We start from the raw sequence: 14,133 nt of genomic DNA on the forward strand, positions 1-14,133 counted from the left end.
CAGCAATGATTATTGAACAACATGCCATACATTCTTAAAACCATCGCCAGTGGTATCGCCTGGTTTTTGGTCTTTAATCCAAAAGTATAGGGGTTTGCCCTTAATCGCCCACTGTTTGCTGCCATCATCTCGGGTAACGATAGAAAAGTCCCCGCTAGGCTTAGCCTCTTTATCTGCATACAAAGGGGGCCAATTGACCGCACACTTGCCATTACAAACGCTTTTCCCTGAATTGGCGACATCTTTATCAAAGGTATAAAGTGTCATGCCATTATCCCCTACCAAAATGCCATTTTGTTTTTGAGCTGGCCCATGGCCTGCGTTGGCACAAGCAGCAGTGGTAGCAATCAATAGTGCGGCAGCGGTAAGACGTAGTTTATGCATCGAGTTACTCCTGTTAAATGAATAAAACTATTCGCGAAAAGTCTATTGTTGCTTTTTGCTCACAGTCATATTCATTAACAACTTGATGAGAGGAGTTATTCCCGAGCAATGAAAAAAAGTCTGTCGGCTATTTTAAACATCTATTCTATAGCCCTGCATTTTCCCCACGACCAGAATGTCTACCTTTAAAGCCAGAGCCTTGTTCACAATTAAAACGCTTTTTATGCTGTTGGCGACGTTCTTTGCGTTTTTCATGAAACTGCTGGAACTTATCAATTTGTTCTGCTGATAAAACACTGGACAGTTGACTAATGGTGCTCTGGTGTATTTGCTCCATTTCGGCTTGAATTTGTGGGCGATACTTTTCATGAATTGCACAACGTTGTTTACGCTGATTACTCATAATGGATTTAAACGCTTCTTTTTGCTCAGCGGTAAGGGATAGTTCCTTAGCAATCTTAGGCCCTTTATGTTGCCCAGGATGGGGTTCACTCCAGGCTAAACTGTTGAAAGCTAAAGGAAGCGTAAGTGCCATTGCTACTAAGCCATAACGCAGTTTGTTCATTGTGTAGTACCTCGTTCGTTGCTGCTGCTGTTGTTTGTTGATGATTTAAAGGTACGCAACAAATGAGGAAGAAATGTGGACGAAATAAGGAACTTGCCATGCGCGAAGAGTATATTTAGGGAGCTAGCCACTTGGTGTACTGATTCCTCCCCAACAACCAACTCGACAGTAGCGCCAAGCCCCCAGCCAGACTGACCCAGCAGAATATCGTCAATAAAGGGTTAGCAAAGTAAAGCGCATACTCTTTTAATGGCCAAAGAAAAATAGGGTGAATAAAATATAATCCAAGACTGTATTGGCTGACAAAACAGACGAATTTTTTACAATATCCTTTTAGGTAGCGGCTGCAGTATAAAAAAACCACAAATACCATGCCTGCAATGAGCACCCGATTAAGGGTTTTATAGGATAACCAACGGCCAACAGTGAAATCGTTATTTGCTACACTGAGGTTAACCACCATTGCTATGGTGGTTATGGTGGCGGCTAACCCAGCTAGCACTAGCAACCAGTTAACGCCTTGTATGGGGTGTTGCCATAGCAAGTAACCAAAAAGTAAATAGCCTGAGTAAAGCACTAATTTATGAGTAAATGCTCCATCAAAATAAAATAAGTGACAGCCTGTTGCCGTTAACCAGGCTAATAGTAATAGATAAAGAAAAAGTGGTTGACTACTTTTTGCCAGCGGCCTGAGCAAAGGGATAACAAAATAAAGCGGGATAAAATAATAAAAGAAACCCAGGTGATAATAACTGGCTTGTTTATAAATGGTTTGTAATTTGGTTATTATTATATCAGGGTTAAAACCAGTATAAGTAAGCCCAGAAAAACCGAGGTAAAATATTGACCATACTAAAAAAGGAATAAATACTTTAAGTAATCTGCGTTTGGTATAATAAGTAAGGTTAAAGGGACGACTATCATGCAGTAATAATGCGCCAGAAATCATAATAAAAATAGGAACAGCCCAGCGAAAAAATCCATCAACACTAACAGCGAATAACCAATCATTTAGAGGCACTTCATTGAGTAACTGACGGTATGGGCTGATCACATGAATCGCAACAACACCAATTGATGCAATACATCGCATAAGATCAAAAGCAATCTCTTTATCTTGCTGCATAAGAGCCCCTTAAAATACAAATTAAGGAGCTCACTTTGCCATTGATAGTTGTTTAAATCTTATTGAAGATTTTAAATTTATAAACTGAACTTGTTTAAATATATAAATAAATTCATATACAGGAAATAATTAACAAAATTATTCACGAAAAGTATAACCGGCCCCATACACTGAATGAATAACTTCTTGCTCATCATTTATGAGGGCAAGTTTTTTGCGAATTTTTTTGATATGGCTGTCAATAGTGCGATCACTGACGATGCGATGATCTTCGTAAATGTGTTCCATTAACTGCTGACGATTAAAGATACGGCCAGGTTTGTCGGCGAGTATCTGCAATAACTTAAATTCAATCGCTGTTAAGGGAACTGGTTTGCCAAAATAGGTAGCAGCGAGCTGTTCTGCATCTAATTGCAGTGGGCTAGTGACTGTTGCTTCTGTATTGGTGTGGGGGTGAGCTCGGCGTAATACCGCTTTAACCCGGGCGACGACTTCCCTAGGGCTGTAAGGTTTGCATATATAATCATCGGCTCCCAGCTCAAGACCTAGCAGTCTATCAATTTCGTCAACCCGGGCTGTCACCATAATAATGGGAACATTGGAAAAGCTTCTTATCGCTTTGCATATTTCCAAGCCATCCATTTCAGGCACCATTAAATCCAGCAAAATTAATTCTGGCTGCTTAGCTTTTACCCAGGCAACGACTTCAGTGCCTTTATGTAGCATTGCTGGGTTAAAGCCCGCATGCTGAAGATAATCGGCCAGCAACTTAGCGAGTTTGACTTCGTCTTCGACAATTAGAATTGGCTTCATCATTTACTTAGTTTCTATGTGTTGCGAAAATAAACTGAGTGCCTGATATGGAATAACAGGCTATTCTTCGCCGCTCTTGAAGAGCCATCCCTGTCTCATCAAGAGCGAAAGCAACATCCATGTTGCCGCTACAAAATAGCCTGTTACACCATATCCATTAATTTTTGCATTATCCTCAGAGAGGTAATGAAATAATTAATTTTAAACCCCCAAGGGCAGAGTGCTCTGCCTTGATTGTGCCATGATGTCCATCAATAATCGCTTTAACAATCGCTAACCCCAGACCAGACCCACCTTTGTCTCGCTGCCTGGCGCTATCTACGCGATATAGCCGCTCAAATAATAAGGGAAGGGCTGAGTCAGGTACACTGGGCGCCGAGTCTTCCCAAGTGATAGTGATAACACCATTTTGTTGCTGAAGGCTAACCTGAATACGACCAGGGTTGTCTGGCGTACTGTCTGTATAGTGGATGGAGTTGACTAGCAGATTAGTGAACAACTGCTGTATTCGGTTAGAGTCAACGGTTACTGTTGTGGTTTCACTAATGTCAGACTTAATGGTAAGTTCTAGATTGTGGGTGCTGATGAGTTGGCTGTGTCGCTCAAGTATATTGTGCAGGATAGGTATAATAGCCTGTTGGGATAGCTGATAGCTAATGGCGCCAATATCTTCAAGGGCTAAATGATGTAAATCATTCACTAAATGGGTGAGTCGGCCAAGGTCCATTTTTAACGACTGAATACTGTCTTGGTTAAGGGGGCGAATACCATCTTCAATGGCTTCCATTTCCGCCTGCAATACACTAATAGGGGTGCGTAATTCATGAGCAATATCAGCGAGCCATTGTTTACGCAGCAGTTCCTGTTGGCTTAATAACTGGCTCAGGATATTAAAATCATTGGCAAGTAAGCCCAGTTCATCGCGTTGATTTGTCGATAATGGTGAATGGGCCTGACGATTTGCCAGTTGATCCATAGCTATACGTAACCGTTGAATTGGTTTAACGATGGAACTGGCTAAAGGAATGGCCAGCAGAGCCATGATAATTACAACAATTGCCGTAATAATAAGCATCAGCTTTTGATGCTTTTCAGCAAAGGCGATGTCGTTAAACTCAGTCAGCTCTTTACGGGGGATTAGCCCAACATAGCCAACCACTTGCTGTTGATATTCAATAGGGTGCAACAGCGGTGTCACTTTATCAGGCACTCTACCAATCAACAGCTGCTTATGCTGATCAAACAACAAAAAGCGGCGTACATATCTTCTGAAAGGCGGCGGGTGTCGTGGTGGACGATTAACTAACCGAGGAGATAAAGCCGAAATCACAAGCTCGCCCCAGTGGTGACGATTTTGCGTAAGCGCCTGCCAGCTTTGTTGTTGTTGCTGATAATAACTTGTCAACGACGGCACTAACTTTTCAAGCTGCGCACTGTCACGCTGGTTAATGTAGCGAAGAAAACCACGATCAAAACTCCACTGCATAAAGCTGTACATGGTCAAGGCTACCAGGCTGGTAGCGATAACAACCAAGATACACAGCTTCCAGCGAATGCTGAGAAATATTCTAAAGGGTGGAGACAGATTTGGTTTGTTGTTCATGGTTTTATAGTAACCATGAACAGTGAGTTCAGCAATATAAAGCTAAGTAAGGAAGAAGGTAAAGCCGACTAAAACTACCTTTCACCATCAATAATCTGATTGATTTTATACTGCAGATAAATATTGGTGAAAAAGAAGGTTTTAATACCTCCAGCAAAATATTTATCTCCTCTTTTTGAACCAGTCAGTTCATTAAGCCTATTTCTAAATGCATAAAGCCAAATGATATAGACAACCGTCATGGTTAAAGAAATAAAGCCAACTAGGGCAAGTGAAGCTAAACCAGAAATGAAAAACAATGACAGTATCATTGCAACGTACCCAACTAAGGCTATACCTGTTAATACGCCAGAAATAGGTCTTTGGGTAATAGAGTTGAGTACTTTTGTTCTCTTGTGGAACCAAACTGGGTAGTAGATAAAACCAAAAAACATCATAAAAAAGAATACGCCCCAAGCACTAAAACGAGGGAACTCACTAATGTTTTCAATGGCTTTATTACTATTTAAACTTGCATCAGGTGCTGCATAGGGATTAGACATAACTACTTATTTACTCCTTAGGGTTGGTTGTGTTGGTGTTAAATTTTTAGGAAAACCTGCTTTTTATGGAGTGAACTACTAACTCTCACCATCAATAATCTGGTTGATCTTATATTGCAGATAAATATTAAAAAACAAGAGTGTAAAAATACTGCTGATAAAGTAGTTGTCACCTTTGTTAGAGCGGGTGATTAGGTTTAACCTATCTTTAACCGCAAGAAGCAAAACAATATAAAGAATAATGGAAATTAAGGTAATAATTAAATTGATCATTATCATGACTATGTCTTCCGCCGCAAATGAAGCTGCGAAAGAAGCGATGTAAGTAAACATGGTTAGGTTGATTAAAACCGGAGAAATCACCTTTGGTGAAAACTGGTTAATCAATCGGCTGCGGTGGTATAGCCAGTACATGCCGTAGATACCACCCGTGATAAAAGTAAATAAAAAAACCAACCAGGCACTGATTCTTGGTAAAGTGGATATTTCCTGTATTGGTTCTTGAGCAACTTTTAAGTTGGCGTCGGGTACTGCATATGGGTTTGACATAGTTTTTTGTTTACTCCGTAAAGATGATTTAAAAAGCTCTACTAATCAACAGTTAACTCACCTTTCTTAGCTTTCTGCCATAGCTCATCTAATAAAGGTGGGATATCTCCTTTATTTAGTTTTTCTCTCAGTTTTTCTAGGTAGCTTTTTCTAAATTCTCCCTCGGGCTGTTTATCTGAGGCTAGATAGTTTATATAACTATAAAAGCGACTTCTTTCTCTCTCTTTTCGACCTGGAACAGGTGGGGCATTTTTTCCACAAAATCTTTCAATCCACTTGTTATTAAGCTGTGAAAAACATAAATCTATGGCAAACCCATACTGAGTAAACAATGATCTATTTACTTTGTTAATGTCAGACGTTAAAAATGAGTATGAATAAAACCAACTAGCTGGATGGGAACCACCAGTACAGCTATATCTATCCAAACTCCATCCTTTTGAGATAGAGAGTATTCTTTCATTAGTCTTTCCAAAAAGAACAGGTAACATATTTTCCTCTAGCCCTTCCATAAAACCATCCGAAAAACCAGACGCTGGTGAGAATCTATTTAGATTGCCTGAGCATTCCATAAAAATACTAAAGGATAATTTATAGTGCTCATAAACCACTATATCCGGCATTTGATAAATGTAGTCTATAATTTCTTGCCAACACTTTTCACTTTGATCAGGATGAAACCAAAGCATAAAAATCAACGGGATGGGGGTTGCATTCAAAAAGAGGTCATATCTTGGCCTGATGCCCTTAAGATAATAATTTTTCAAGTAAGTCCGTTGTTTTCTGTCTATCTCAATACTATGAACATGATTTAATTTTTTACTAATATAATCCCAGCTTTTTTTTCTTTGTTTTAGCCACTCACGGTCACTAGTTAACCAAGCTGAGGGCCTTATTTTAAATACGACTTTTTGACTAGTCAATGGCCAATTCACCTTTCTTGGCTTTCTGCCATAGTTCATCTAATAACGGTGGGATATTTCCTTCATCTAACTTAGCTCGCATTTTTTGAATATAACGTTTTCTAAACTCGCCTTCAGGGTAGTTGTCGCTAGCTAAGACATTAAGATATTCATAGAACCTGGTTTTAGCACGTTCTTTTCTCTCAGAAAAACCAGGCTTGTGTAATCCCAAAAAAGCTTTGATATCCTCGTTTTGTAAATGTTCAATACAAGCGTTAACTGCATGATCGTACTGCCAATAGACTGTTGGATTGGTTTTATTTATAGATTTGTTTAACCAAATAATCTGATAAAACCATCTTGCAGGATATAGTTGGATATCTTCAAAATTAAGTTGCCACTTATTCGATATGTAGATATGTGTTTTAAACTTCTCACCAAATAACAGTATAAAAATTCTTTCTTCTAGTCCACCCATAAATCCATCAGAAAATCCCTCTTCAGGAAAGTAGTCAAATGGTGAGCCTGCATTTTTTCTAAAAATATCAATGGAAAACCTATAATGCTCATAAATTATATCATCTGGCATTTTCCAAATATACTTGATGATTTTATCCCAGCAAGCTTCGCTATGATCTGGGTGGAACCAAAGCATAAATAATAAAGGAATTGGCATGGGGTTATCAATATAGTCATACTCAGGCCTTATCCCTTTAAGAAAGTAATCTTTTAGGTAACCCCGTTGTTTTCTATTAAATGCATCTGTTTTTTTTACCTTTTTTTCTAAATACTTCCATTGTTCTTTCCTAGCCCTCATCCACTGTTTGTCCTGAAGTAACCAAGCCTCATTTCTAACTTCAAATTTCATCTTGTAAGTCCTTAATCCAGTCTCCAGTGACTAACATTGGAGCAAAATATGCTTCTGGCTTTACTCTTTGAATATCATTAGAGTGATATTTTTTGCACTGATTATTTACTTTCTCACTGGTATCAATATTGAATGTTGCTTTAAATATACTTTCAATATCTTTTGCTTTTGCTGGTTTGCATAACCATTCTCTAGCGTTGCTTAAATCTTTCTTATCAGGGCCTTGCTCAATTATAGAATTATGAGCATTGCGTTTAACCTTAAAGTGGTGAAAGCGCCAAATAAAGCCAATATTACTAGAAACTTTTTCAGTATCTAGTAAGTCTTCTATGTAATTATAAGCTGTAAAATCAGCAAAGAATTCTTTGTGTATACTGTGCTTTCCTTTTATATTTGACTTGATTTTAAATTCTTTAAATTCACTTTTCTTGAAAGGATGTTTTTTTGACTTAAGCTCTGCCCATGTTTCTTTTTTATGTCCTTTTCGCTTTAATATAATATCAACCGTTCGGTTATAAGGTTTCTTCGTAAAAATGGAAGGCTCTCCATCAGTATCTTCAATAAAAAAGTGTATATCTCTAATGCCTTCAATACTTACTATTTCATAATTTGGATTTAAGTACCAGTAAGCAGCTTCTAATAGGTGAAATCTAGCTCCATACCTTGTTGACTGAGCACGTTGGCTATTACTGCCAATAAAAGCATCGGCCATAAGACCATGTACTTGAACTGCTATTTCTTCAGTTATTTTATTGTTAACTATCGCTTCTTCAAGAATAACCATACTGCCAATTAACCAGCGTGGGTCGACGCGTGTTTTATCTCGGCCTCTTATAAATTCTCTTAAACGACTAATACCTCGGTTGTATGCAATAATACATCCTTTAAGGAAAGATTTTTTAAATAAAAATCGTTTAAACTCCTTGTGTTGTGTTTTGTTTATATTATCAACTATTTGTTTGAGTACTCGTGATAGATCTTTTGGTTCTTTTAAAAGTCTCGCTCGAGCTCCGTCAATTTCAACAACTTCACGTATCACTTTGGCAATGGCTTTAGCTGCAACCCTTCTAGCAGTATACCTTGGTCCTCTAAATGATGATGCATAAGCACTTTTCACCATAAAGCTAAGTGGAAGCTTGTGATTATACGCTTGCTCATCCCCATCCATCACACTGGGTATAGTGTCACCTTCCCAGCCGTTAGCTGGTAGGGCTAGATATTGAATCCAGGCACTTAAATCTTCAGCACTACTTAGTGTGCTAATAAATAGAGGAATCGCTTTTCGTGATTCTTCATCAGATAATATTTCGCCTACTGTTAATACAAACGGTACTATTGCTGCTAATTTATCCAGTTTTCGTTCATGTACTGCATACTTAACGCCATCACCCAATACCTCAGCAAACATTTTAATCATTTTGCGGTTAGCAGGCTTTTTAATGAATGGTTTTAGTACTTTTAAAATACCTTGTATTGGCTTAGCAACCGGAAAAGCTGAGGCAACAATGAGTCCATTAATGGTTAAACTAACTGGGTCGAATCGTTCATCACCATCTACCAGATAACCCAGTTGAAGAATCATTTGTTCAAACTCTTCAAAGGGAACGACCCAGCTGGCAACTTCTTTTAATGCATCGTATACATCATCAAGTGAGAAGTCCCACCAAGCGGCATGAGCCTGTGACATGAAGAACTGTAAAGGCATTGAGCCAGCAGGTTGATTGACAGTATCCCAGCCTGCAATATTGATAGGAGGCCCACCTTGATAAGCAGTTTCAATATACTGACCTGCAAGTTGCGTATAGGCATCTTTTGAAATAAGCGATAAGTACTGTCTGGTTTCTCCTGCATTGATGCCTATGCGCAATATTCTTATCGACTTACCATCCGTGTTCATTTGTCCTGTCGATTGAACGACAACTTGCGTCTTTCCTTCAGCATTCAAACTAGCTGTATGGGTAGTTGCATCACCAATTGTGACTAAGGGAGCACTATTCCAGTCATAAAAGCGCAGACTGTTAATTAACCCTTGATAACCACTTCCTATTTGCAGTTGCTGACCACGATAGTTGATATTGCCTTCTGCAACAGCTTGATAAGCTGTCTTAAGGTCATCAACGTACAACTCGACTTTATTTTGATAATATCTGACGGCTACTGTATGCCATTCATTTAATGTAATAGGTGCTGACTCTAACTTATAAATGCCAGTGTCTGTTTTTAACCAGTACACTAATTTATTATCAGACGCTAGTTGTAATGTTTGACCTTTTGCTAAATCAACAAGAGCACCTCCAGCTTTACTGGCCTTAAACTCAAGCCGAAATCCAGTTGCTGTAGATTTCTGTAATGGCTCTGATTTTAATAAGCGGATTTGAGAGTCGCTATCGCCCCCTGTAAAAGCATAGCTATGACCACGACCTAATATATGATCTTTTGCGATGGTGATATTTTCAGCTAACGCAGGGAAGTGACCTGTTTCATCAGGCGCTAAATTCTTGTCCTCATCAGTGTCTAGTTGATTCATATAATAGGCAGCAAGTGGTGATAAGTTAGGGTCGAAAACATCACCTAAGCTGACTTTTTGTTTCCCATTTGCTTGCCCCAAAATAGAAATTGTATGTTGTGCCTTATAGCCAACACCAAGTTTGACACCATCATACCGTTGAAATGGGGCATAGCCATCTTGAGCAACATCACCAGTGATCAACGCCTGCTCCATATCCAAGCTTGAGTCAACTGTTGGGTTAATTTGAATCGCTAACTTCTTATACCCTGCGTATCCCGCTTTAGCATAAATACTCCCCTTACCTGCAATAAGAGGAGTCATCATGGTAGCGGTTGCTATGCCTTGATGATTGGTGGTGACTAAGCTCGGTTTAAAATGCGCAAAAGTTGATGACAAGTCTACTGGTACATTAGCGGCAGGTTGGCCATTAGCCGTTGCCACACGAATAGAAACGGGATACTCATGTGCAGTATAAAGGTTATTGGGAACATCAAGGTTGATGATGAGTTCAGAAGTGCTGGATTGCAGAGTTTCTGTTACTCCACCAGCAGAAACACTAATTGTGATATTATCATCAGTCCAACCATTACCAGTAATAATTGCTTTGGCTTTACCATTTGTTGTGCCTGAATCCATATGAACAAACTTTGCCTGACCAGATAGCGAAAACTTAACATCGCTACCATCAGCTACCAGATTATCATGTGCATCGTATACAGTTGCCTCTATTGTCCATTGTTTTAAACCGAGCGGCTCTGGTTTACCTGATTCTTTTACAGACAGTTTGGCTGGTTTGCCAGGTATAACCTTGATTTTTTTATTTAAAGAGGCTGTAGTTTCAGTAATACCTTGTAATGATGCCGTAACGGTTGCAGTTAAACCACTTACTGGTTTCATTGTAAAGTCAGTAGCAAATACCCCATGATTGTTGTCTGTTTCAGCCGCTTTACTAAATGAGCCTGTTTTTTCTGGGTTAGACCAAATGACAGTTACAGGCTGTTTATTTTCAGGTTTACGGGTGGCATATCCTACTAAATACGCTTGTAATGGTAAGGTAGGGTTGTCAGCTGATAAGTAAATGGTATCTTCGTCTTCATTATCATTACCTATCAGCAGATGATCAATTGAAAGATACTCAAACGCATACTCCCACAAAATATTACTGGCATCATTATTTAGAAATAGTCGTAGGGTTAGATAATCTTCTGGTTCGATTTCAGAAAGGTGTTCGATATTATTAAAGATGATAGTTTGTTCGCTGCCTTCTCGTTTTACTTCAAAGCCATATTCTTGCTCGCCCATGGCTAACACAAATTCTCGTTTGCCGTCGATGGTTTCCAGTTGATTAAAGGCTGGACTGATTAAATCGAAGGCTACTTCTAAGGCATTGTCACTACCACTAATGACGGGTATTTCTTCACCATAGATATTAACGGTTTTATCGTCACCCGTTTTACGGCGGATGGCGTCTATTTCTAAATCATAAACAGAAAACTGTAACTCGGGACGATAGACCCAATGGTAAATAGGCTCAAACTCGTCTTCTTTATCTATACGCTGCAACTCTGCCTTTCGGGCAAGAGTATGCTTCTCGTCATAAAGCTGTACTTGTAAAGGTACATAGGTTTTTGGCCGGTATTTTAATACCCCATCATGATCAGGGTTGCTAGAAAAGTCATTTTCCCGATCGATTGGGTTGCCATTAACCTGAAAATAGTAATGAAAGTTACCGGCATTTCCCTCAGTAAATTTCACCAACTGCAAACGGCGACCAGGGTCTATTGCAATTTCATGAATCTGACTGGCTGCTAATGGATCATCACTGTTGCTGGGGTCTTGCACAATTTTGGCTAAACGTGCCGTATAACCACGACCTTCTAACTCGGCAGGTAATGGTCGGTCATTTTCATCCAACCACTCGGTATGTACTTCAATAATATAGTCACTGGTTAAGGCTGCCCCTTCATTGCCGATATTATGACGCTCTGCATCGCCATTGGCTTTAATCCCTTGTGGTTGGTAACGACGGGTGGCCCATACTTTTAAATTGGGGGGTGACATAATAATAGTAGGTACCGGAGAGGTAATGTTACCACCAGCCTGAGTACTGCCCAGGGTGGTTAATGCAGTGCCGATATAGCCCGTAGCCCGATTAATGGCGATTACTCGAATGGGTTCACCTGTGCGTAAATGATCTGCTTTATGTTCAAACAGGGCAGGGTTCATTTTATTTTTGGCTTGCCAATCGCTCCAGTTATCATATAGGCGCCTTTTAATACTAAAAGAGTCTTCTGGGCTGCGTACCATCATTTGATAGTAAAAGTTATTATTTTTACTGATACCGGTTTCTTTACGAAGTTTGGCTTCATTATCACTGAGCCCAACCCGCTCAGTAATTAATTCGCCAGTAGACTCACGAAACACATAAATATCGGTATTGGCTAAGTCTTCTTTGCTAATCGTTTTTAATAAACCTTGAGGGGTAGTATGAGATTGTTTATCAATCAGTTTGGTAAAATTCGGCTTACCATTTCCCCGGTCATTGCTGGATAAATAAACACCTTGCAGGTCACCTTCAGCATCGTCAACAAAAAGACCATCATCTGGATTGATTTTACCCCGAACAATTCTGTCCTTTGTGCCATCACCATCATAGTCCAGTCCTTCTTGCAGCATTAGGGTTTCAGGGCTGGCTTCTGCTGTATAAGTGGTTCTATCTTCGGTGATTTCAACGTTATTAAAAATCACTTGGCCGCTGATTAAATGGACTGCAACGGGTATATCTATACGTGTGATATTGTCTGGTATTAGGCTAGTCGCTGCTTGACTATCTATATGAGACATTAGTCCTGCTATGCTAGTGCTGTTAATGTAAGCTGATCTACCATCACACAAGTCGTATGACTGTTTTTGGATATAATAAGGAACTGTAGGTTTTCCTCTTGGGTTAAAGTTACTGTAATAAAGGCGGGTATAAGAATGGACCGTGGGTGAGTAGCTAAAACCAGGGCAGGGTGATACACGATAAGAGGTTGTATAGCGCCCGTTTTCATCGGTTACGCCATAACCATTCACGTAACCAGTAACACTTTCAATTGATACACCAGGTATAGGTGCAAAGAAGCTTTGTAGTCTACCGCTAATAGAACTGGATTTATATTCTGAGCTATCTTCTACTTGGTCACCTTCTTTTTTGGTGCCAAATGCAGTGAGATAACCAATACGATTTTGGCTTTGGTATAAAATTTCGCCATTTTCCGCAATTAATAAAGACTGAATATTATCATCGATAGTTGGGTAGTTTAGTAAATCAACGGGGAATGATTTAATAACCAGTTGCTCGCCATCAGTTACTCCTCGGTGTTGTAAAGCGGGAATAGCAACTACTTTTGTATCAGCGGGTAATAGAGGCAGGTTTTTAATAGGCTGGTTTAATGCGGAGTTAAGCGAGTTATTATTACGAAAGCTGTTGTATTGATTAATAGGCAGTAATTCAACTTGATTATTATACAGCTTTTTTAAGTCATCATATTGTTTGATAAAATTACGATAAGTATTTCCTGAAATTACCTGAGATTGTGCTGCTTGTTCACCACTCACAGGAATACGGGTATGTCCTCCTGCTTGGTTATATTCAGCCCAAAGCGGATAACCACTCTTGTCTTTAACAATAGCTCTGGCGAATACGTAACCAGAATGAATCCCTTGTTCAAAACCATTAGGATTTAACCCATAAGCAGGGAGTTGTGAAAGGCCAAATATGGCCGCTGCCAAACTGAATAACCGCTTTAACAACATTTATTATTACTGCCTGTATAGCTGCTAACCATGCCTTGTGACACTCTTTTGTAAGAGTGGTGGAAAAACCGCGAGAATAATCTGTACAGCAACTGACTTAAATTATAAGTAGTCTGTTCACACTACAAATCTTGATGAATAAAATTTAATCAAAAAATAGTGGGCGGTTATTTTGCCAGATATTTAAGCTACAAGTAACCCTAAATTTGGTTATATTTTTATCGTTGTTTGATTAAGTTTGCTTGATAGGGCAGGGCGAATTGTTAGAAGAAAGTATAGAGTGGGAAGTTGTTAAGTTTTGTAACAGAGAGGTTATTACCACTTGGATACAAAACATGTTGTGTGATATATTCTACAGAATTTATGTGTGCTTATTTTACGGTTCAGATAATGCTTTTTGGCAGGTTTGGTGGCTACTATCACTTTTTATTGTCGTCAGCCATGTTGCTATTAAACGTATTGACACAATTGCCG

At 39.2% G+C, this 14,133-nt stretch carries 10 protein-coding genes; all 10 read right to left on the reverse strand.

What is annotated here, in order from left to right; genetic code table 11:
• Window positions 1–9: 9 nt before the first annotated feature.
• The 10 genes from OQE68_RS18795 to OQE68_RS18840 all read right to left on the reverse strand — a co-directional run bounded on the left by OQE68_RS18795 (window position 10) and on the right by OQE68_RS18840 (window position 13,659).
• Entirely contained in the window at window positions 10–384 is a 375-nt protein-coding gene (locus OQE68_RS18795; protein ID WP_180567614.1) for a COG4315 family predicted lipoprotein, read from the reverse strand.
• Between the two features lie 145 nt (window positions 385–529).
• Window positions 530–949 (reverse strand): Spy/CpxP family protein refolding chaperone, encoded by a 420-nt coding sequence (locus OQE68_RS18800; protein WP_180567615.1) that lies wholly within the window; start codon window positions 947–949, stop codon window positions 530–532.
• A 115-nt stretch (window positions 950–1,064) separates the two neighbouring features.
• The gene (locus OQE68_RS18805; protein WP_180567616.1) at window positions 1,065–2,075 is read right to left on the reverse strand and encodes an acyltransferase; all 1,011 of its coding nucleotides are present in this window, start codon (window positions 2,073–2,075) and stop codon (window positions 1,065–1,067) included.
• Window positions 2,076–2,213: 138 nt separating this feature from the next.
• A complete protein-coding gene (locus OQE68_RS18810) occupies window positions 2,214–2,888 on the reverse strand; it encodes a response regulator (protein WP_219339966.1) in 675 nt (224 codons plus the stop codon).
• A gap of 175 nt (window positions 2,889–3,063) precedes the next feature.
• A complete protein-coding gene (locus tag OQE68_RS18815) occupies window positions 3,064–4,491 on the reverse strand; it encodes an ATP-binding protein (protein WP_180567618.1) in 1,428 nt (475 codons plus the stop codon).
• A gap of 74 nt (window positions 4,492–4,565) precedes the next feature.
• On the reverse strand, window positions 4,566–5,033 hold the full coding sequence (locus OQE68_RS18820) for a hypothetical protein (protein WP_180567619.1): 468 nt from the start codon (window positions 5,031–5,033) through the stop codon (window positions 4,566–4,568).
• A gap of 78 nt (window positions 5,034–5,111) precedes the next feature.
• On the reverse strand, window positions 5,112–5,582 hold the full coding sequence (locus OQE68_RS18825) for a DUF4234 domain-containing protein (RefSeq protein ID WP_180567620.1): 471 nt from the start codon (window positions 5,580–5,582) through the stop codon (window positions 5,112–5,114).
• 41 nt (window positions 5,583–5,623) lie between these two features.
• Entirely contained in the window at window positions 5,624–6,505 is an 882-nt protein-coding gene (locus OQE68_RS18830) for a hypothetical protein (protein ID WP_180567621.1), read from the reverse strand.
• The gene (locus tag OQE68_RS18835) at window positions 6,498–7,352 is read right to left on the reverse strand and encodes a hypothetical protein (RefSeq protein ID WP_180567622.1); all 855 of its coding nucleotides are present in this window, start codon (window positions 7,350–7,352) and stop codon (window positions 6,498–6,500) included. The genes OQE68_RS18830 and OQE68_RS18835 overlap by 8 nt, the downstream gene beginning before the upstream one ends.
• Window positions 7,342–13,659, reverse strand: coding sequence for a LamG-like jellyroll fold domain-containing protein (locus OQE68_RS18840; protein ID WP_266195776.1), 6,318 nt, complete (start codon window positions 13,657–13,659; stop codon window positions 7,342–7,344). Before OQE68_RS18840 ends, OQE68_RS18835 begins: the two co-directional genes overlap by 11 nt.
• Between the last annotated feature and the right edge of the window lie 474 nt (window positions 13,660–14,133).

Origin of the sequence: Spartinivicinus marinus (assembly GCF_026309355.1) — a bacterium.
Lineage (GTDB): Bacteria > Pseudomonadota > Gammaproteobacteria > Pseudomonadales > Zooshikellaceae > Spartinivicinus > Spartinivicinus marinus.

Excerpts from the sequence above, each read along its gene's own strand:
- OQE68_RS18840 (WP_266195776.1), bottom strand. The coding sequence starts at position 13,659 with ATGTTGTTAAAGCGGTTATTCAGTTTGGCAGCGGCCATATTTGGCCTT.
- OQE68_RS18820 (WP_180567619.1), bottom strand. The coding sequence starts at position 5,033 with ATGTCTAATCCCTATGCAGCACCTGATGCAAGTTTAAATAGTAATAAA.
- OQE68_RS18800 (WP_180567615.1), bottom strand. The coding sequence starts at position 949 with ATGAACAAACTGCGTTATGGCTTAGTAGCAATGGCACTTACGCTTCCT.
- OQE68_RS18810 (WP_219339966.1), bottom strand. The coding sequence starts at position 2,888 with ATGAAGCCAATTCTAATTGTCGAAGACGAAGTCAAACTCGCTAAGTTG.
- OQE68_RS18795 (WP_180567614.1), bottom strand. The coding sequence starts at position 384 with ATGCATAAACTACGTCTTACCGCTGCCGCACTATTGATTGCTACCACT.
- OQE68_RS18815 (WP_180567618.1), bottom strand. The coding sequence starts at position 4,491 with ATGAACAACAAACCAAATCTGTCTCCACCCTTTAGAATATTTCTCAGC.
- OQE68_RS18835 (WP_180567622.1), bottom strand. The coding sequence starts at position 7,352 with ATGAAATTTGAAGTTAGAAATGAGGCTTGGTTACTTCAGGACAAACAG.
- OQE68_RS18805 (WP_180567616.1), bottom strand. The coding sequence starts at position 2,075 with ATGCAGCAAGATAAAGAGATTGCTTTTGATCTTATGCGATGTATTGCA.
- OQE68_RS18825 (WP_180567620.1), bottom strand. The coding sequence starts at position 5,582 with ATGTCAAACCCATATGCAGTACCCGACGCCAACTTAAAAGTTGCTCAA.